Origin of the sequence: Cytobacillus sp. Hz8 (assembly GCF_042263505.1) — a bacterium.
GTDB lineage: Bacteria > Bacillota > Bacilli > Bacillales > Cytobacillaceae > Bacillus_BE.
Window position 1 is genome coordinate 62,750 of sequence record NZ_JBHKFI010000008.1, and the last position, 19,579, is coordinate 82,328.

A 19,579-nucleotide genomic window follows, 5' to 3' on the forward strand; every position below is an offset into this window, starting at 1 on the left:
GACAAAAATCCTTTTCGTGCTTTTGAGGAAGTGTCCGATAGAATTTTAAACCGCCATTTTTCCCATTTAAAAAAATACTCCAAACAAGCGTTTCACTCTTATTCCTACTCATAAAGTGCAGTAACACTTTCACCTCAGGATTTTCGCGTATACAAAGAAGGCAGGCCGTAAATAAAGCCCCAAGTGGTTGAACTAACCATCAGTGAGGATGAAGAAAAATCCCTACTGACAGCTAGTTTCACTTTATTGGGGATGTTCTTTTTTTTTGCTACAATACAACTAATAGTTCATATGAGGAGAGTCCTAACCATGGAAAAAATTTTTATAGTGGAAGATGATTTAAAACTAGTTTCTCTATTAGAGGATTTTTTAAATAAATATGAATATGAAACCTATGCTGTGAAGGATTTTGATCAGGTGTTGTCACAATTTGAGCAGGTTCATCCGCATCTCGTTTTAATGGATGTGAATTTACCTAAGTTTGATGGCTATTATTGGTGTCGGCAAGTGAGAAATCTTTCGACCTGTCCGATTCTTTTTGTTTCAGCAAGAGACGCCAAAATGGATCAGGTGATGGCACTTGAAAACGGGGCTGATGACTATATTACGAAACCTTTTGACTATGAAATTGTCTTAGCCAAAATTAAAAGTCAGTTAAGAAGAGCCTATGGATCGTATGCATTGAGTCAAGTGGAAAGAAAGATAGAAGTTCAAGATTTAATACTCGATATCGAAAGACTGGAATTGCTTTTTGGAGAACAGCAAATCGATTTGAGTCATACAGAAGCGAGAATTTTGGAAGAATTAATGAGCAAAGTGGATCGGGTGGTAAGCCGAGAACGTCTTCTTGAGAAAATATGGGATGATGAGGTATTTGTAGATGAAAATACCTTGAATGTGTATATCGCTCGAGTACGGAAAAAACTTGCTCATTTGCAAATACAAGATGCCATTCAAACGGTAAGGGGAAAGGGCTATCAGCTAAAAGCCAATTGGAGTGAGGAATCATGAAGCTATTTTTTCGTGATCACTTAGCCCTCACGTTCATTTATTTTTTTCAGCTAGCAGCAGTCATTCTTGTGTTTTGCTTGGATGGGAAAGAGAATGGAGCAACGATTGGGTATGCTTGTTTCTTGAGCACCTGCATCTATGTGGGGTATTTATTTTTTCGATATTTTGCCAATAAATCCTTCTATCAACGGCTATCCACTCCACTTTTGTCACTCCATGATTTAAGTATGAAGCAGCAAGCTGCCCCGCTCCCGGAGAGCTTTGACCGTTTGCAAAAAAATCTTATCCATCATTATGAGCAAGAAATTTATGATTACAAGCATAAACTTGATCATCATACGCAATTCATGAATCAATGGGTCCATCAAATGAAGACGCCGATTTCGGTCATCCATTTATTAATTCAAGATCTAGAGGATGAGGTAAAGGATTCCATTGATGAAGAACTGGATCGTTTACGTAAAGGTTTGGAGATGGTCTTGTATAATTCAAGGTTAGAATCTTTCGAAAGAGATTTTCATGTCGAAACAATCCAGCTTTCATCCTTGGTCCGAACAATGACTTCAACACAAAAACGTTTGTTTATTCGCAATCGGGTTTATCCGGAAATCGACATAGATCCAAATATCGTTATTACTTCAGATGAAAAATGGCTTTCTTTTGTTCTGCTTCAGCTGACAACCAATGCAGTAAAGTATACAGCGAATAAGGGTGAACGAATTCTTTATCGTGTGCAAAAGAAAAATGGGCATATCCTTTTAGAGGTTGTGGATCACGGAATTGGGATACCGACAAGTGACTTACCACGTGTTTTTGATCCCTATTTTACAGGAGAGAATGGCAGGAAATTTCAGGAATCAACAGGGATGGGGCTTTATTTGGTGAAGCAAATATGTGATAAGTTAGGTCATCAGGTGAAAATTGAATCAGACTTAGAACAAGGGACAACGGTGCAAATTTTTTTCTCCATGTAAGTTTCCTTACAAAATCGTAAGCTAACTGTAATTTAATGAAATGGTTGGTTTTTATCGTTCAAGCTATGATAAGGATATCGATGAACGAGGAGGGAGCTTATGGCAATCCTGCAAGTTAAACATTTAACAAAAATTTATGAAGGAAGCATTAAACAAAAGGCATTGGATGATATCAATTTTTCCATCAATCAAGGTGAGTTTGTTGGAATTATGGGTCCTTCTGGGAGTGGAAAGACTACCCTTTTAAATATGATTGCTACGATAGACCAACCAACTTCGGGGGAGATTATGATTAATCAGAAGGATCCCCATCAACTGAATCGCAAGGAGACGGCTCTGTTTCGACGGGCTGAACTTGGTTTTGTCTTTCAGCATTTTAATTTACTGGATACGTTAACTGTGGAGGAAAATATCGTTCTTCCGCTTACCTTAGATGGCATGAATGTTAAGGAGATGGAGAGAAGGCTTGTTCTAGCTGCTAAGAAGTTAGGGATAGAAACAATCTTAAAAAAACGGACTTATGAAATCTCTGGTGGACAGATGCAAAGAACGGCTATTGCACGGGCAATTATTCATCAGCCATCACTCATTTTAGCAGATGAACCTACCGGAAATCTGGATTCAAAAGCATCCAGGGATGTCATGTTGATTCTTGAAAAGATTAATCGAGATGAACAAGCAACGATATTAATGGTTACCCATGATCCGGTTGCGGCAAGCTTTTGCCATCGTGTCATTTTTATAAAGGATGGCAGACTCTATAACGAAATTTATTGTGGTGAACAGCGTCAGGCGTTTTTTCAAAAGATTATCGATATGCTTTCTTTATTAGGAGGAGACAGTCATGACCTTTCGACAATTCGCCTATAGAAATGTAATGCGCAACAAGCGTACCTATGCGGCTTATTTCTTCAGCAGTGCTTTCTCTGTGATGATTTTTTTTGTCTTTGCGCAATTTATTTTTCACCCGGATATTCAAAAGGGTGTGACGAATATAGCTGCTGTGCAATTAATGATTGCCGCTGAAGTCATTATGTATTTTTTTGCGTTTTTCTTTGTATTGTATTCCGTTGGTTCATTCTTAAAAACGAGAAAGCGTGAATTCGGCATATTGATGATGCATGGGATGACAAGAAGACAGTTGAACTTGCTCGTCTTTTTAGAAAATATGTTGATTGGTACAGGGGCAATGCTTTTTGGAATTCTGTTTGGCATGATTACCGGAAAGCTGTTTTTTATGATTGGGTCAAAGATGCTTGATGTGAAGGCAATTAGCTTTCATTTGTCATGGGGTGCTTTAGGATTAACCATCATTGCCTTTTTTCTCTTATTCTTGTTTATTTCAATGTTCACGACCTTTTTGGTTCGCACTAATAAACTACTTGATTTATTCCAATCGGGTCAAAGGCCGAAGAAGGAACCGAAAGTTTCTATATGGCTGTCCCTCTTATCTGCGGTTTTACTGATCACCAGCTATTATCTTGCAGCAACGACGACGATGATGACCTTGATCTATCGAATTTTACCGGTGATTTTGATGACCATTATTGGGACCTATTTTTTCTTTACCCAATTATCCGTTTTTATTGTCAGAAGGCTACAAAAAAATCGGTTATGGTTTTGGAAAAAGACGAATATTGTGACATTATCAAGTCTCTCTTATCGCTTAAAGGATAATGCGAGGATGTTTTTTATGGTGACAATTGTTTCCACGGTGGCTTTTTGTGCAGTTGGAACTCTCGCTTCCATGAATGTTATTAATAAACAATTTGAAGTGGATTATCCTGCCGCAATCAGTTATGTTGCCAAGGATAAGAACCCTATTCACGGGGAGCATTTAGCTGAGATTCAGCATGGTTTAAAGCAGAAAGGGATTCCTTATCATAGCAATCAATTCCCAATTAAGTATGTCGAGATTACTTCTGCTGCAGATTCTCATGCTGTATCAATCATTCCGCTGATTTCTTTTTCAGATTATAAAAAAATTGTCCAGTATTCGGGATTTACATTTAAAGAGAAACCTTTAGAGGGAAAAAAAGTATTAGGAATGACCACTCATCGTTTTGAAAATGATGGACAGGATGCAACCTATACTTTAAAACAAAACGATCTTTCTTTGCGTCAAAAGGCTTTTACAGAACATGTTGTGATTCCAAGAGAATTGGTTGGGAATGAAGGACTCGTTGTCAGTGATGAGCTCTTTGCACACATAAAGGGGACGAAAACGAATCAGTTTACCGGCTTTTTTATTAAGGATTTTGTGAAAACAAATGGGATGTTTAAGAATTTAGTGGATAATGGACATATTTGGTATGACGAAGATCAAAATTATGCGATGGCGGTCAGTGGAACATTACTGAAAGTACAGAAGAGCTTATTTAGTATGATGCTCTTTATTGCCTTAATGGTTGGAGCGGTGTTCTTTATCGCTGCGGGCAGCTTTTTATATTTCCGCTTATATGCTGATTTAGATTACGACTTGCATCAATATGAAATAATTATGAAGGTCGGGCTAACGGATAAGGAATTGAGTCAAATAGTGACAAGACAGCTGATGCTATTATTTTTCGTTCCCATTCTTGTTGCCATCATTCATAGTGCATTTGCGTTCATGGCACTGCAGAGCTATTTTACCTTATCAATCGCTTCTGACATGATTGTTGTGCTTGTCAGCTTCTTTGTTGCCCAAGTACTCTATTTTCTCGTGATTCGAAACAGGTATCTGCATAAATTGAAAAGAGCTCTAATATAGCTTATGAATAAAAAGCGATAGCGGTGTGTAAAAAATTATGAATGGGGAGAGTGACAAGACTGACACAATTTATTGAACAGTATGGATATATCGGAGTTTTCCTGTTGATTGCCCTTGAGAATGTGTTTCCGCCGATTCCGTCTGAGGTAATTCTTACTTTTGGGGGAATGATGACGACAAGATCAGATTTAACAATTACGGGAGTCATTTTGTCAGCAACATTAGGATCAGTTGTGGGTGCTGTAATACTTTATAAAATAGGAAATCTTCTGGATATAAGAAGATTAGAAAAAATAATTGATCGTTTTGGAGTGATTTTAAGAGTTAGGCATGAACATATTCACAAGGCTTTTCGTTGGTTTGAGAAATATGGGTATTGGACGGTTCTCATTTGCCGATTAATTCCGTTAGTAAGAAGTCTGATTTCAATTCCTGCGGGGATGTCAAGAATGAAATTTCCTCTTTTTCTTTTCTTTACAACAATTGGAACTTTGGTTTGGAATATCATTCTTGTTACTGTCGGGGCTGCTTTTGGGGAGTCGTGGGAGGAAATTGTTCAGTTCATGGATATTTACTCTCGTTTTGTTTATCTGGTGTTAGGGATGGGAATAGTTGCATTTCTAATTGCCTTTATGGTGAGAAAGAGAAAGTTAAATTAATAGGGTTTGAGGGATCATCCATGATGGATTGTACCTCAAACCCTTTTATTAATATCCTGAAACTAACTTTTTTCTTTTCTTGAAATAGTCGACAACTTTCCCGCGGTAGATTAATTGAAACCTAGGGAGTTCTTGTATATCATGCGGTGTGACAAGGGAAAGGGGTTTTTCTATCTGACTAATGCCACATTCCATTAAAACTGTTGCAACAAATTGAGAACAAAAGAAACAGTTTTTTCTATTAAGATTAATTCGAAATAGAAAAGCAAATAATCCTAATAGATTGTAACGATAATCCTGTTCTTGTTCTTCAAACTTTTGAATGTACCGACATGTTTCCTCAAATTGTTTCTCGGAAACACGGCAGCAATAAATTGCACAACTGGCATGCTGAAAAAGATTGGATTGAAGATTTTCTTTGACGAATCCTCCAATAAAGGGGTTACTCGGGTTTTTTCGACCAAAACTATAAACAGATCTTAATTGATTGTCCAAAGAGATAGATGCATGATTATAGGGCTTTTTCGTATAAAGCTTTATCATTCTTGTAAAAATGGTCCCCGTGTCGGTGAATAGTAAATATACTTTTCTGTCCATTGCTATTCCCTCCCTTTAAAAGAGTTACCTGGTTGTTTTCCTTTTGTAAACGAAATAGTACATACTTAGCGGCCACCATAAAATTGTGAAGATGGGATACACAGCCCAGATATCATTTGGAGTGGTTACGGCATTTACAATGATAAAAAATATGCTGATAAATAGACTTGCAGATACAGAAAAGGCCACAAACGTCTTTTTTCGTGCATGATATAAGGATAACGGCCACCAGAGTACGGCAAATGCTGGGAAGATGGCCCATGGGAATTCAGGTGATATGGCCATATTTAGAATCGTGTAATAGAGAATGATGCTGATGCTTCCAATAATTGCTGTGGTAAGAGTTCTGGCATATTCCTTTAAATACATGAGAATGGGCCACCAAAGAATGGGTAGAATCGTGTACAGGGACCAAGGATGTTCAGGTGAATAGACGATATTTTCTATTACAAGAAATCCAATGATTAATAAACTATATAAAAGAGATAAGAGCTCAAATCTTCCTTTTCTCGCACAATACACACCAATTGGCCAAAAAAGAATTGCAAACATCGGATAGAAGAACCAGAGATACATAGAGCTTGTTATTAAATTCACAATTATTAAGAAAACAATCGTCATGATGCTGCCAGCAACAGCAAATCCAAGATTATAATTTTTCATCGTTTCTTCCTCCTTATCTCAATTTTAACCATCTAAAATACATCGTTAATGGCCACCATAGGACGGCAAATGTCGGATAAACAAACCAGATGATATGTGGTGAATAGTAAAAATTGATAAACATCATTAAGGCAATAATCAAAAGACTTCCCCAGATGGAATATCCTAAATTTAATTTGGCTGAATGATTTTTCATCGGCTGCTTAAAGCCTAATTCTTTCTTGATATCTTCAATATCGCCAAAATCGACAATGGCTTTATTGATGGCATCTTCCTCTTCCTTTCCTTGTTCCATTAAATCCCAAACCTTTTCTTCAAGGTTTTGTAAAACTTCCTGCATGATGGCTTGTTTTTCGGCACTTTCAGGAACATCTTTAAATAATTCATCAACATGATTCATTAATTTTTTCACAATAATCCCTCCATAAACAAATCAATAATTGCTTTCGTTTCTTGCCATTCTTCAACCATTTCTTTTAAATAAGCCTTTCCGAGGGGAGTAATGCGGTAATACTTTCGCTTTCCTCCATGGGAGATATCCCCAAAGTAAGACTCGATTAATTCCTTTTTTTCCAATCGCTGAAACACGGCATAGAGTGTTGCCTCTTTTATTTGAAATCGATTATCTGTTCGAACGCTTATTTCCTTTGAAATTTCATAACCATACCGATCTTCTTCTAGGATGAGGCGCAGGATAATTGAATCCAAATGTCCGCGAATGATATCACTTCTGATCATCATGACACTTCCTTGTATATCTATTCTATCTGATAGAGTAATAATACCTCTTATTACTCTATGTGTCAAAGTAATTTTTGCAAATATAAAGATTTCATATTTGGGATGTAATGTAATAGTACGATTGGTTTGTATTCTTATAATCTGAATGATTTACAGCTTACTGCTAAAAAAGTAGAAGAGAACCATTATCCATGAGAATTGTAGTGACGAACGCAATTGTCTTAACAGACCGAATCACGAAAAATCGGGAAGAAAAAGAATTAACCCTGCGTGAGTCCTTAATCAAGTCAGAGAAAACACGGCTAAGGCCGATTTTAATGACTGACTTTGCAACGATTGCAGTGTTAATTCCTGTCTTGTGTGAGTTATTTTTCATTAAGGAAAAATAGACAGTCAAGGCACCATCCAATATAGGTGGTGCCTGGTGGTGCCTGCATTATTTTCTTTTAGGAAAATGAATGCTCACCTTAGTATAGTGTCCTTCCTCAGAGGCAATGGAAATTTCATGCCCTAATTTCTTAGTTAATTGCTTGGCTAAATAAAGTCCCATTCCTGTTGATTTGATATTGATTCTACCAATAGAACCGGTGAACCCTTTGTCAAAGACACGGGGAATATCCTCAGAACAAATACCAACTCCGTTATCCTCAATGGTTACAATCTTTTCCTTTAAATTTTTTGTAAAAGAGATCGAAATCATCCCGTCCTTTTCTGTGTATTTTAATGAGTTAGCTAGGATTTGATCGATAATAAATCCAAGCCATTTGCTATCACTATGAACGAAAATATCAGCCTCTTCGATATTTAGGTGAATGCCTTTATTAATAAATATTTTTGCATACTTTTTCACGCTTGTTCTTATAACTTTACTAACAGAAAGCTCAGAGATAAAGTAATCCTGTGAAAAGGAATCAATCCTTGAATAATAGAGGGCTTGCTCAACATATTGCTCAATTTTATCCATTTCATCTTCGAATTTATCAACAAGATAGTCAATTGATTTTCCTGAACTATTTTCCATTAGAAGACGACTTGCTGAAATCGGAAGCTTGATTTCATGAATCCATGACATAATAAATTCCTGCTGATCACGCTTTTCATCGTGTAATCTCGCTAATTGCATTTGCTGATCCTGATACAATTTATTCATGACTTGAAGAAACAGTTTTTGTTGCTCATTTTGAGCCTCAGGAAGTAATACAATCCAATCATCCTGAGTATTACGGAGTATTTCGTTTATTTCACGGGAAAATCGCCTGTGATTAACATAGCCCATTCCTAAATAAATACAAACAAAAAAGAGGCAAGTAAAATTGAGATAGAGGATATTCCTAATTGCCATCCCTTTTCCTTCGCTAAAAAAGATGATTAAGGAAGAAAAGGATAATATCACACAATAGAAAAGGATAAAATAACGTTTGTTTTTTAAAAAGGATAATAAGCTCATTGGACGATGTACCCTTCTCCTTTTTTAGTGGTAATAAAATTTTCTTTTCCTAACTCAGCCAGTTTTTTGCGAAGTCTATTGACATTGACGGTAAGTGTATTGTCGTCGATGAAGCTCTCATCCTTCCATAAATGGCGCATTAGTGTATTCCGATTAACAATGGAACCTTTATGCTGTATGAGAAGTTTTAAAATAATAAATTCCGTTTTAGTGATTGCCATTCTTTCTTCACCGTATAAAACCTCCCAATCTTTCAGGTTTAGGATTACACCATCATGTTCTAAAACATGAGGCTGCGAATCAACATAAGAGTATGAGCGACGTAAGAGAGCATTAATTTTTGCCATCAATACATCAGAATAAAAAGGCTTTTGGATAAAATCATCTCCACCCATATTCATAGCCATAACCATATCCATGGGCGTATGGCGTGAAGATATAAAGATGATGGGTACCTTTGAAACCTCTCTAATTTTCTGACACCAGTAAAACCCATCAAAGGATGGCAGATTAATGTCTAATAATAGGAGATGAGGGATTTCTTTCAAGAAAACGTGAAGGACTTGATCGAACTCTGTGAGAATCACAGGTTCAAAGCTCCATTTTTCCAGCATTTCCCCGAGCATCTCTCTAATGGTGGGATCGTCTTCGATAATCATGATTTTCATTGTAACCCTCCAGGAACTTCTTCAATAGGATTCGTTTCTATTCTTTATCTTAATCGATTAGAAAGCTTTCTTGCAGCATCGTGACAAAATTGTAAGATTGCATATAGAAACTGTAAGTTTGAAAACCGATTGCTTGTTTTAAAATGAAACCATAGAAAAGTAAATATTTCTTGGGGGAAAAAGAATGAAAACCATAGTAGAAGTGAAACAATTGAAAAAAGTTTATGGAGCAAAGGGAGTTGTCTTTACGGCTCTTGATCATATTAATTTAACTATCCATGAAGGTGAATTTGTCGGCATAATGGGTCCATCAGGTGCAGGAAAGTCCACCCTACTCAATATGATTGCAACCATTGACCAGCCCACCTCAGGAGATATAACGATTGAGGGGACAAGTATTATTAATATGAAAGAAGAACAGCTATCTTCCTTCAGACGTGATAAATTAGGGTTTATTTTTCAGGATTACAATTTGCTTGATACCTTAACGGTGAAAGAGAATATTCTCTTGCCCTTAGCCCTAGCAAAAATGAATGTGAAAGAATTGGAGCAAAGAGTCCAAAATGTTGCAGAAAAATTTGGAATTACTTCGATTTTAGAAAAGTATCCATACCAGGTTTCCGGCGGGCAAAAACAGCGAACGGCAGCGGCACGGGCCATTGTTGCCAATCCAAGCTTAATTCTCGCAGATGAACCAACAGGTGCACTGGACTCCAAGTCAGCAACCGACTTAATGGAGAGCTTGACGGATTTAAGTGAGCAGGAAAAAGCCACGATTTTGATGGTGACTCATGACGCCTTTGCGGCCAGCTATTGTCAGCGCGTGATTTTTATCAAAGACGGAAAATTATTTACGGAGCTCGTTAAAGGAAATACTTCGCGCAAGCCATTTTTCCAAAAGATTTTAGATGTGCTCTCTGCTCTTGGAGGTGGTGCAAGTGACGTTATTTAGTCTAGCCATGAAAAATATAAAGGGCAATTTTAAAAGCTATCTGATTTATTTTATTTCGATGTTATTCAGTGTGGTTATTTACTACACTTTTGTTTCCTTGCAGTATAGTGAAGAAATACAAGAGGTAATCGAATCATCTAAACAAATGCAATCCACGTTCTTGGTGTCATCGATCATCCTTATTTTGTTTGTTACGATTTTTATTTGGTACTCGAATTCTTTTTTTACAAAAAAAAGAAAAAAAGAGGTTGGGTTGTATTCCTTACTTGGATTGCGGAAGAAATCAATTGGAAAAATGCTATTTTATGAAAATCTGATAATGGGTATACTTGTTCTTTTCATGGGAATTCTTCTTGGCTCGTTTTTAACTAGGCTATTCTCCATGATGCTGATGAAGTTATTGGATGCTGAGGTTAATATTCATTTTAGCTTATCGTTTGAAGCAATTGCCAATACACTGATTGTTTTTGCCATCATTATTATATTTACTTCGATTCAAGGCTATCGATTGATTTATCGGTTTAAGTTAATTGAATTATTTCAGGCGGAAAAAGAAGGAGACTCAGTACTAAAGGGATCTATGGTTGCTGCCGTCATTTCACTCGTTTGCCTTGGAGTTAGCTACTGGCAAGCATTTGAACCATTCCCTGCCAATTTAACCAATGCATATGTATTAGGAAAAATATCTTGGATTACAGGTGGAATTGTGATTGGAACGTTTTTATTATTTCGCTCCGTTACGGTTTACCTGTTAAAGGTGGCACAAAAAAATAAATCCCGCTATTATCGGGGAATGAACTTAGTAGGGATCTCTCAGCTTTTGTATCGAATCAAGGCCAATGCACAAACCTTTACGATGATTGCTCTGTTAAGTGCTTTAACTTTAAGTGCGATTTGCATTACTTATAGTCAGTATTATGGGACAAAAGAACACGCTGATGCCGCGATGCCCTTTAGTTATTCCCATCTCTCAAAAGGGGCAGACTTTGATCAGCGAATCAGAGACATTATTATGTCTGATAAAAATCATCCGGTAACGGCAGAAATCGATATCCCTGTCATTAAACTGGATGGAAAAAAAACAGAAGAGTTGCCAGAATATCTTGCTGGAATTATGGATGTCGCAAAAGAAAAACCAGGAGAAAAGCCGATTCGGTTAATTTCTGAAAGCACTTATAGTCAAGCTTTGAAAGTATTAAATAAAGAGGAATCTGTGAATTTACAGGAAAACCAAACGGCAGTCATTAAACCGATGTCAACAAATCCTTCTTTATCTGACTATAAGGGGCATAAGGTCACTTTAAAGCTTCCTCAAGGAAAGAAGACATTAGAATTTACTGACATGCTAGAAGAAAGAGTAATGGCCTGGACTTACCCGGACTTTTATATAGTTGTAACTGATCAAATCTATAATCAAATTGCCAAGCAAGTTAAACCTAGTATTTTTAAAGCTTATCAGGTGAAAAATCAAAAAACGACGAAGGAGACGTCAGATAGGCTGGAAAAGCTGGATACGTCTGAAAATCAAAAAGTGACGTTCTTTAATATGTATAAAACAGATAGCAAAATTTCTACGTACTATACTGTTTATCGCGCCGGCGTCGAAGAGACAGGATTAAATATTTTCACGATTGGATTTTTGGGGCTCGTTTTTCTAGCGGCAACCGGGAGCATTCTTTATTTCAAGCAACTAACGGAAGCTAATTCCGATAAATGCCGGTATGAAATTTTGCGTAAAATTGGAGTGAGCAGGAAAGAAATTTATCGTTCTATAGCCAAGCAATCTCTCTTTGTTTTCGCTCTGCCTCTCATAGTTGGAGTAATGCATAGTTTTGTTATTTTAGAAGTTTTGAACAATATGCTCTCGGATGTTATAGGGGTTAATTTAACCATTCCAATCATCTCTTCGATGATTGCGTATATCATGATTTATTTTGGGTATTATGTACTAACGGTTAAAACTTATAATAATATCGTTAACTAGAAGAATGAACAGCGGTCATTGAAAATTTCGATGACTGCTGTTCGTTTTGGATTATTCGTTGATTTTTTTTAGTAAAGCGATGTTATTGATAAATAGGATATAGGTTTCTTTTTTTGTTTTGATGACGATTCGGTCATTGGTTCCATAAATTGCCCCAATTCTAATAGTAGCTTCCTCTTTTCCACCATATGTATCATCGAGATAGACCTCTAAAATATCATTTAGGAAGATTTTATATCTGGCTAGCTGCCATTCAATAAAGAGATATTTGTTTTTTCTACTTTTATATCGGCTACATATATTTTTTGTAACGAATTTAAATATTTTCCAACCATAATATCGTAGTATAGAGGATCGAGACTTAATAGAGATAAAAGTAAAATAAATAGTGTTTATATTAATAAAAAAGGGATAAATCGCAAGCATGTAAACATCTAATCAACTTTGATATGATAACTTTATCCATAGGTACTAACTACTTAAAAAAATAGGGTGTTGATAAATGAGGGAATCTATAAATATCTTGGTTGTTGAAGATGATAACGATATCAATCAATTATTATGCAATATCATTCGCAAAAGCGGCTATAATCCGCAGCCTGCTTATTCTGGAACAGAAGCGATGCTTTATTTGGAAAAGCAAGCTTGGGATATGGTTCTCCTGGACTTAATGCTTCCGGGAATGACAGGGGAGGAACTGCTTGCACATATAACCGACGAACAAAGCAATGTACCAGTTATCATCATTTCAGCAAAATTAGAGCAGCAAACGAAAATTGAGGCATTGAGAACGGGAGCGGATGATTATATTACAAAGCCCTTTGATATTGAGGAGGTATCCGCGAGAATTGACTCTCATCTTAGAAGATATCGGAGAACAATAGCCTCACAAACAAATAGGGAACTCCTCTTTAAGGATATCCATTTGGATACAGAAGCTAAAATTGTGCGGGTGAGGGAAAGGGAATTGAACTTAACAGCCCGAGAGTACGCCATTTTATTATTATTACTATCCTCTCCCAAAAAGATCTTCACAAAGGCAAACCTTTTTGAAAGTGTTTGGAAGGAAGAATACTTTGGTGATGATAATATTATCAATGTCCATATGAGCAATTTGCGAAGTAAGCTCACCAAAGCCAATCCTGAAGAAGAATATATTGAAACAATTTGGGGAATGGGCTATCGTCTAAAATCTTAAGGTTTTTTTAAGAATTTGCTTAAGAGTTTCTTATGGTTTCCTTTTTAAACTGAAGGTAAACACGCGAGGGAGGGATATTTGATGAGCGAATATGTTCTGAAAACGACTCAATTATCCAAGAAGTATAAAAAGCAATATGCCCTAAATAAGGTGAACCTTGCAATCAAAAAAGGATCCATTTATGGGTTTATCGGACAAAATGGGGCAGGAAAGTCGACTTTGATTAAAATGGTTACAGGTCTAGCTTTTCCAACTGAAGGAAGTATCGAACTATTTGGAGCTAGCGGTAACGAGAATTTAGTTCTGGCTAGAAAGAGAATTGGGACTATAATTGAAGGCCCGGCATTGTATCCGCAAATGACAGCAACTGAAAATTTAGAGGCACATCGTTTGCTAAAAGGAATTCCTGGAAAAGAATGTGTTGAAAAATTGCTAATACTTGTTGGCTTAGAGCATACAGGGAAAAAGAGGGCGAAGAACTTTTCCTTAGGGATGAAGCAAAGGCTTGGAATTGCTATTGCTCTCTTAGGGGATCCTGAATTTTTAATTTTGGATGAGCCAATTAACGGGCTTGATCCAATGGGAGTTGTAGAAATAAGGGAACTTTTAAAGCGTCTCAATCATGAGTATGGCATTACAATCTTAATATCAAGTCATATTTTAAGTGAGTTGCACTTATTAGCGACTCATTATGGCATCATTCATAAAGGAGAAATCATTGAGCAATTAAGTGCCAAAGAATTAAATGAGAAATGCCAGCAATATTTGCATATTAAAGTGGATCATCCTGAAAAGGCCGCAACGATTTTAGAAGGAACCTTGAAAACAAATGATTTTGAAGTGATGCCAGATGGAACCATCAAGTTATTCCAATATCTTGATGCACCAGGGAAGGTCTCCACCATATTGGTAAAGGAAGGTTTGGTTATCGAACAATTTATGCCTATGGGGGAAGAACTAGAAAGCTACTTTATGAATCGAATTGGAGGTATTCAGCATGGGTAATCTTTTAAAATCTGAGTTATTTAAATTGAGGAAGGACCGCGTTTTTTTAACACTGACATTACTCTTGCTTGCTGTTAGTTTTCTCTACCCATTGCTAATTGTTTTTAATGCTAACTCAGATCAAGTGACGGTGAGTGAGTTTTATCAATACAATATCATCGGAGGAAATAGCTATGTTTTGAAGTTAGTCCCATGTATTTTGGCAGGTTTTTTCATTTCAAGTGAATATTCAAATGGAACGATGAAAAGTATAGTAGCTTCTGGTAATAGTCGCATTCGTGCGTATTTTGCTAAATTATTGGTGTTCTCCCTTGGAATGATGACGATTTCGTTAATTTTTCCTATTTTCATGACTGGTTCAAGCGCCATCTATTTTCATTTTAAAGGGATGCCGGAATTAAGTTTTTATTTGCAAACAGTTGGTTCTATCGCCCTTTACTCTGTTTCTTTTGCATCTATTATGGCAATTTTTGCAACTATTTTCACAGATAGTGGGAAAACAATTGGGTTTTTACTCCTTTTCTTTATTCTTTTTGATAGTATCTTACATGGGATTAGTTCAAAGATATCCTTTTTTGAACCAGTTTATAATTACTCGATTTTTAAATTATTTCTGGATGTTGTGAATATTCCTGCTATGAATCATGGGGAAATAACTCGATTAGTTATGATTCCGATCCTATCATATATTGTCTTTGGATATATGGGCAGCTATATTTTTCAAAAGAAAGAAATTAGATAAGAGAAGATGGAGGAATGGGGTATGTTGTATTTATTACTAGTTGTGGTGGTCATTGCATTGATACTGCTCTTACGCCTCCATTTATTGAAAAAAGAAATAAAAAGAATGGTGATTCAATTACATCAAATCAATGGTCACAGACTGGAAAGTAAATTAACCCTTCAGTTTTATGATCGCGATATAGAAAACTTAGCGAAAGAAATGAACGAGCAAATCGATATCAAAAAGCAATCACTTGCCGAAAAAAGGCGGAGTGAAAATGAAATCAGGCAGACAATTGCCAACATCTCTCATGATATCAGGACACCCATGACCTCCATACTAGGGTATGTACAATTTTTAGAAATGAATGATTTATCCCCTGAAAAAAGGATCGAATATACAAGGATAGTAAAGAACAGTGCATTAAGATTAAAGGTGCTATTAGAAGATTTCTTTGAACTTTCCGTCATTGAATCACTGGACTATCCGTTATCTTATGAAAAAATAAAATTGAATCAGTTATTAATGGAGGTCGTGATTGGGTTTTATGAGGAGTTTCATCAAAGGCAAATGGAGCCGGTCCTCATCATATCAGAACAAGAAATTTATATTCATGCGGATTCTTCAGCAATCAAACGTGTAATGGAAAATATTATCCTGAATGCGATTCGACATTCAAGCGGAAATATTTCGATTCAACTACAAACAATGGATCATAAAGCGCAACTATTAATTCGAAATTCTGTTTACCAGTTAAGTCAGGAGGATTTAGAACATCTTTTTGATCGCTTTTATAAGGCAGATCAAACAAGAATGGGTAAAGGAACAGGACTTGGGCTGTCCATTGCAAAAACCTTGATGAAGAAAATGAATGGGGATTTGACTGCGAAATTAAAAGGAAATCAATTGGAGATGATTTGTGAATGGCCAAATGGATCACAGCAAAACAAAAAGCCTGATTTCAAACGACAATCTTGAAACCAGGCTTACTTCAAAAGGTGAAACAAATCAATGAAAGGTTTTACCTCATTATTAGAGACATTTTTTCAATTCCTCGGTTAACCGCAGGAATTCTTTTTTATTTCTTTCCCGTAAGGATTGGTCGATTTCCTTTTGGAGCGTCTCTTTGCGAAAGTTTAGTAATGCTCTGTCTAAAACCATCTCTGCAAATAATGCGTCCGTGTAATTCAAATCAGAATGTGGTAGATCATTTAGAAATTTCTTTTCCATGGAAATCAACTCCTTAAGCTTTTTTAGATTATATCAAGAATAATCAGATAATTCAATTCTTTTTTAAAAAAATATTATATAAAAATAATATTTCCTTTAATTTGGAAAAACATAAACCAATGGGAAGTGCAATTTATCATGGAAAAATTCGATTTTCTATGAGTTAAGAAGTATGATGAATAATATATACATAGGTGAGATTGGATCGTTTTTATTTGATTTATTAAAAAGGACGTGATTTGGTGAGGAAATATCTTGTTCAAATCATCACATTAATATCAACGGTAATCTTTATTCTAGCGCTAGCTGGACTTGGCTGGACCATTCAGTATCATTTCTTCGATCATCATTCGAATGGAGCGGAAAAAACGGTGACGAAGGAAGAAAAGGTGAAGAGTACAGGGAAAACCATCGTTGCTCTAGGAGATTCTTTAACGAGAGGAACTGGCGATGAAAGTGGCAAGGGATATATAGGATACTTAGTCGATGAGCTTCAGGATAAATCCAAGGAAAAAATTACCCTCTACAATCTTGGTGTGAAAGGCTATCAATCCAAGCAATTGCTTAAACAGGTGAAGCAAAAAGGCGTTCAAAGGGAAATACGATTAGCGGATGATATTTTAATTTCGATAGGCGGAAATGATCTTTTTCAAGGGGGACAAGCGATAAAGGACCTAAGTCTTGAAAAAGTAACCAATCAAAGCCATGTCTATCTTCAAAATTTACAATCAACCATCAAAGAAATTCGCTCCCATAATCAAAAGGCAACGATTTATGTGATTGGTTTATATAATCCGTTTATCGATCTTGAAAATTCCAAGCTTACAACGAAAATTGTGAGACAACGGAATTACGCTACTAGCGAACTACTTGATAAGGAAAGAAATGTTGTTTTTGTTCCGACCTTTGATTTATTCCAATTAAAGGTGAACGACTATTTATATTCTGATAAATTTCATCCAAATACGAAAGGGTATAAGCTCATTGCCGAGCGAGTAGCTTCATTAATTACATGGTAGGAGTCATGAATATGAAAGATATTACACTTTCCGTTAAAGGCCTAAAAAAGAAAATTGGAAAAAGAGAGATCATTAAAGGGCTTGATTTTGAATTACATAGGGGTGAGGTTTTTGGATTTCTTGGACCCAATGGGGCGGGTAAAACCACAACAATTCGGATGATTGTAGGACTGATTCGTCCAACCTCAGGGACCATTGAAATCTGTGGCTACAATGTAAGAACACAATTTACAAAGGCAATGAATGAAATTGGTTGTATCGTGGAGAATCCTGAGCTTTATCCATATTTAACCGGTTGGGAAAATTTGGAGCATTTTGCTCGGATGCTTCCAAATGTAAAGGATGAGCAAATAAAGGAAGTAATAGAGCTTGTGCGATTAGAGGATAGAGTCCATGATCTTGTGAAAACCTATTCGCTTGGTATGAGGCAAAGACTGGGGATTGCTCAGGCCCTTTTAGGGAAACCAAGGGTTTTGATTTTAGATGAACCAACGAATGGACTTGATCCAATGGGAATAAGAGAAATGCGTGCCTTTATTCGCTATTTAGCGGAAAAGGAGGGGCTAACGGTCTTAGTTTCCAGCCATCTTCTTAGTGAAATTCAATTGCTTTGTGACCGAGTAGCCATTATTGCAAAAGGTGAAATTATTAAGGTAGACAGGGTAGATCGCCTGTTAAGTCTGCAGGAAAAACTTATCTGGAGGGCTTATCCAAAGAAATTGGCGAAAGAAATATTGAGTACAATGACTACGGTGACTGAAGGTGAAGCAGACTCCCTTATTACCCCTTATTTAGAGGACCAATCGGCATCGTGGAATCGACACCTAGTAGAGCATGGAATTGAAGTACAAGAAATGACGAGAAAGACTCCAGCCTTAGAAGATTTATTTCTCGAAATCACTGGAGTTGGAGGTGAATCGGTTGATTAAGCTCGTTGAGAATGAAATGCTCAAGATTGTTCGTAAAAAGAAAATTATTGTTGTTGCCATGATTATTGTCGTTCTTGTTTCCTTATTTACCTATGCCCAATATCGCGAAACGGAGCGGACACAAAAAAAATTCGGGGATGTGGATTGGCGTGTTACGCTGCAGCAAGAGATTATTGATACACAAAATCGGTTAACAAGCAGTGGAATTTCAGATGAATGGAAGAAGGAACTGAACTTACGAGTTCAACAGCAGCAATATTACCTTGATCATAATATTAATCCATCAGATCCGGGTGCACCAACCATCGTTCGTGCTTTTGCTGAACATGCTATTAGCCTGCTTTTGCCTTTACTTGTGATGATTATAGGAAGTGATATTATCTCATCTGAGCTTAGTGCGGGAACAGTTAAAATTCTCCTCACAAGACCGATAAAGCGCTGGAGGATTTTACTTAGCAAATATTTAGCTCTTCTTTTATCCGTCTCTCTTATTGTTGTCTTATTCGCTCTTTTGTCCTATTTCATATCAGGGATGGTTTTTGGCTATCAAGGCTGGAATGCTCCCATTATTACGGGATTTTCCACCAATGCTGGGGAGTTGAATGCAGGGGCAGCTGACATTATTCCGCAGTGGAAGTATATTGTGATGGAGTATAGTCTCGTATGGTTTGTGATGGTGGTTGTTGGAACGCTTTCCTTTATGGTGTCCGTATTAATTAAAAACACCTCGGCTGGAATGGGAGTGATGCTTGCTGCATTGATTTCCGGAGTTATTTTAAGCAGTGTTGTCTCTTCGTGGGAATCAGCTAAATATTTATTTATGATCAATTTGGATCTTACCAGTTATCTTGCGGGCAACCCCCCTCCGATTGAGGGAATGACGCTCGGCTTTTCATTAGTTGTTCTTTCTATCTGGGGATTAGCGGCCCTTTTAGTCTCATTTGGCGTTTTTGTTAGAAAAGATATGTACTAGTGAATGGAGAAGAAGGATAAAGAGACAGACTCATGGATTTTTCTCCTGAGTCT

At 36.7% G+C, this 19,579-nt stretch carries 22 protein-coding genes and 1 pseudogene; 15 read left to right on the top strand and 8 right to left on the bottom strand.

What is annotated here, in order from left to right:
• Positions 1 to 309: 309 nt before the first annotated feature.
• The 5 genes from ACE38V_RS11620 to ACE38V_RS11640 all read left to right on the top strand — a co-directional run bounded on the left by ACE38V_RS11620 (position 310) and on the right by ACE38V_RS11640 (position 5,396).
• Positions 310 to 1,011, top strand: a complete 702-nt coding sequence (locus tag ACE38V_RS11620) for a response regulator transcription factor (RefSeq protein WP_375841411.1) — start codon at positions 310 to 312, stop codon at positions 1,009 to 1,011.
• Positions 1,008 to 1,985: an ATP-binding protein gene (locus ACE38V_RS11625; protein ID WP_375841412.1), complete on the top strand. Its 978-nt coding sequence runs from the start codon at positions 1,008 to 1,010 to the stop codon at positions 1,983 to 1,985. Before ACE38V_RS11620 ends, ACE38V_RS11625 begins: the two co-directional genes overlap by 4 nt.
• Before the next feature lie 99 nt (positions 1,986 to 2,084).
• Positions 2,085 to 2,855 carry an ABC transporter ATP-binding protein gene (locus ACE38V_RS11630; protein WP_375841413.1) on the top strand — a complete coding sequence of 257 codons (771 nt, stop codon included), beginning with the start codon at positions 2,085 to 2,087 and terminating at the stop codon, positions 2,853 to 2,855.
• Positions 2,830 to 4,737 (top strand): ABC transporter permease, encoded by a 1,908-nt coding sequence (locus ACE38V_RS11635; protein WP_375841414.1) that lies wholly within the window; start codon positions 2,830 to 2,832, stop codon positions 4,735 to 4,737. Before ACE38V_RS11630 ends, ACE38V_RS11635 begins: the two co-directional genes overlap by 26 nt.
• A gap of 50 nt (positions 4,738 to 4,787) precedes the next feature.
• Complete coding sequence (locus tag ACE38V_RS11640; protein ID WP_375841415.1) at positions 4,788 to 5,396, top strand: DedA family protein; 609 nt, start codon at positions 4,788 to 4,790, stop codon at positions 5,394 to 5,396.
• Between the two features lie 48 nt (positions 5,397 to 5,444).
• On the opposite strand, the gene ACE38V_RS11645 is transcribed toward ACE38V_RS11640, so the two are convergent.
• The 4 genes from ACE38V_RS11645 to ACE38V_RS11660 are packed head-to-tail and all read right to left on the bottom strand — an operon-like array spanning position 5,445 to position 7,394.
• A complete protein-coding gene (locus tag ACE38V_RS11645; protein ID WP_375841416.1) occupies positions 5,445 to 5,993 on the bottom strand; it encodes a hypothetical protein in 549 nt (182 codons plus the stop codon).
• Between the two features lie 24 nt (positions 5,994 to 6,017).
• The gene (locus tag ACE38V_RS11650; RefSeq protein WP_375841417.1) at positions 6,018 to 6,656 is read right to left on the bottom strand and encodes a hypothetical protein; all 639 of its coding nucleotides are present in this window, start codon (positions 6,654 to 6,656) and stop codon (positions 6,018 to 6,020) included.
• 13 nt (positions 6,657 to 6,669) lie between these two features.
• Positions 6,670 to 7,068: a permease prefix domain 1-containing protein gene (locus tag ACE38V_RS11655; RefSeq protein ID WP_375841418.1), complete on the bottom strand. Its 399-nt coding sequence runs from the start codon at positions 7,066 to 7,068 to the stop codon at positions 6,670 to 6,672.
• Positions 7,065 to 7,394, bottom strand: coding sequence for a PadR family transcriptional regulator (locus ACE38V_RS11660; RefSeq protein WP_375841419.1), 330 nt, complete (start codon positions 7,392 to 7,394; stop codon positions 7,065 to 7,067). Before ACE38V_RS11660 ends, ACE38V_RS11655 begins: the two co-directional genes overlap by 4 nt.
• A 200-nt stretch (positions 7,395 to 7,594) precedes the next feature.
• Here ACE38V_RS11660 and ACE38V_RS11665 point away from each other — a divergent pair.
• Positions 7,595 to 7,753 (top strand): annotated as a pseudogene (locus tag ACE38V_RS11665) (efflux RND transporter permease subunit); the annotation flags it as partial.
• An 80-nt stretch (positions 7,754 to 7,833) separates the two neighbouring features.
• Here the strand turns inward: ACE38V_RS11665 and ACE38V_RS11670 are convergent.
• Together ACE38V_RS11670 and ACE38V_RS11675 are read right to left on the bottom strand one after the other, a co-directional pair.
• Positions 7,834 to 8,844, bottom strand: a complete 1,011-nt coding sequence (locus ACE38V_RS11670) for a sensor histidine kinase (protein WP_375841420.1) — start codon at positions 8,842 to 8,844, stop codon at positions 7,834 to 7,836.
• A complete protein-coding gene (locus tag ACE38V_RS11675; RefSeq protein ID WP_375841421.1) occupies positions 8,841 to 9,512 on the bottom strand; it encodes a response regulator transcription factor in 672 nt (223 codons plus the stop codon). The genes ACE38V_RS11670 and ACE38V_RS11675 overlap by 4 nt, the downstream gene beginning before the upstream one ends.
• Before the next feature lie 184 nt (positions 9,513 to 9,696).
• On the opposite strand from ACE38V_RS11675, the gene ACE38V_RS11680 reads away from it, so the two are divergent.
• Complete coding sequence (locus tag ACE38V_RS11680; protein ID WP_375841422.1) at positions 9,697 to 10,464, top strand: ABC transporter ATP-binding protein; 768 nt, start codon at positions 9,697 to 9,699, stop codon at positions 10,462 to 10,464.
• Positions 10,451 to 12,448, top strand: coding sequence for an ABC transporter permease (locus ACE38V_RS11685; protein WP_375841423.1), 1,998 nt, complete (start codon positions 10,451 to 10,453; stop codon positions 12,446 to 12,448). Before ACE38V_RS11680 ends, ACE38V_RS11685 begins: the two co-directional genes overlap by 14 nt.
• A gap of 51 nt (positions 12,449 to 12,499) precedes the next feature.
• Here the strand turns inward: ACE38V_RS11685 and ACE38V_RS23250 are convergent, their stop codons facing one another.
• Positions 12,500 to 12,874 (bottom strand): SunI/YnzG family protein, encoded by a 375-nt coding sequence (locus ACE38V_RS23250; protein ID WP_483863916.1) that lies wholly within the window; start codon positions 12,872 to 12,874, stop codon positions 12,500 to 12,502.
• Between the two features lie 76 nt (positions 12,875 to 12,950).
• On the opposite strand from ACE38V_RS23250, the gene ACE38V_RS11690 reads away from it, so the two are divergent.
• From ACE38V_RS11690 to ACE38V_RS11705, 4 genes are all read left to right on the top strand, one after another.
• Positions 12,951 to 13,646 carry a response regulator transcription factor gene (locus ACE38V_RS11690; protein ID WP_375841424.1) on the top strand — a complete coding sequence of 232 codons (696 nt, stop codon included), beginning with the start codon at positions 12,951 to 12,953 and terminating at the stop codon, positions 13,644 to 13,646.
• Positions 13,647 to 13,727: 81 nt separating this feature from the next.
• Complete coding sequence (locus ACE38V_RS11695) at positions 13,728 to 14,651, top strand: ABC transporter ATP-binding protein (protein WP_375841425.1); 924 nt, start codon at positions 13,728 to 13,730, stop codon at positions 14,649 to 14,651.
• Complete coding sequence (locus ACE38V_RS11700; RefSeq protein WP_375841426.1) at positions 14,644 to 15,393, top strand: ABC transporter permease; 750 nt, start codon at positions 14,644 to 14,646, stop codon at positions 15,391 to 15,393. Before ACE38V_RS11695 ends, ACE38V_RS11700 begins: the two co-directional genes overlap by 8 nt.
• A 21-nt stretch (positions 15,394 to 15,414) precedes the next feature.
• Complete coding sequence (locus tag ACE38V_RS11705; RefSeq protein WP_375841427.1) at positions 15,415 to 16,353, top strand: sensor histidine kinase; 939 nt, start codon at positions 15,415 to 15,417, stop codon at positions 16,351 to 16,353.
• 54 nt (positions 16,354 to 16,407) lie between these two features.
• Here ACE38V_RS11705 and ACE38V_RS11710 read toward each other — a convergent pair whose 3' ends face one another.
• Positions 16,408 to 16,605, bottom strand: coding sequence for an IDEAL domain-containing protein (locus tag ACE38V_RS11710; RefSeq protein WP_375841428.1), 198 nt, complete (start codon positions 16,603 to 16,605; stop codon positions 16,408 to 16,410).
• 242 nt (positions 16,606 to 16,847) lie between these two features.
• Here ACE38V_RS11710 and ACE38V_RS11715 point away from each other — a divergent pair, with 242 nt between their 5' ends.
• The 3 genes from ACE38V_RS11715 to ACE38V_RS11725 are packed head-to-tail and all read left to right on the top strand — an operon-like array spanning position 16,848 to position 19,526.
• Positions 16,848 to 17,624 carry an SGNH/GDSL hydrolase family protein gene (locus ACE38V_RS11715; RefSeq protein ID WP_375841429.1) on the top strand — a complete coding sequence of 259 codons (777 nt, stop codon included), beginning with the start codon at positions 16,848 to 16,850 and terminating at the stop codon, positions 17,622 to 17,624.
• Positions 17,625 to 17,635: 11 nt separating this feature from the next.
• Positions 17,636 to 18,553 (top strand): ABC transporter ATP-binding protein, encoded by a 918-nt coding sequence (locus ACE38V_RS11720; RefSeq protein WP_375841430.1) that lies wholly within the window; start codon positions 17,636 to 17,638, stop codon positions 18,551 to 18,553.
• Positions 18,546 to 19,526: an ABC transporter permease gene (locus tag ACE38V_RS11725; RefSeq protein WP_375841431.1), complete on the top strand. Its 981-nt coding sequence runs from the start codon at positions 18,546 to 18,548 to the stop codon at positions 19,524 to 19,526. Before ACE38V_RS11720 ends, ACE38V_RS11725 begins: the two co-directional genes overlap by 8 nt.
• Positions 19,527 to 19,579 lie beyond the last annotated feature (53 nt).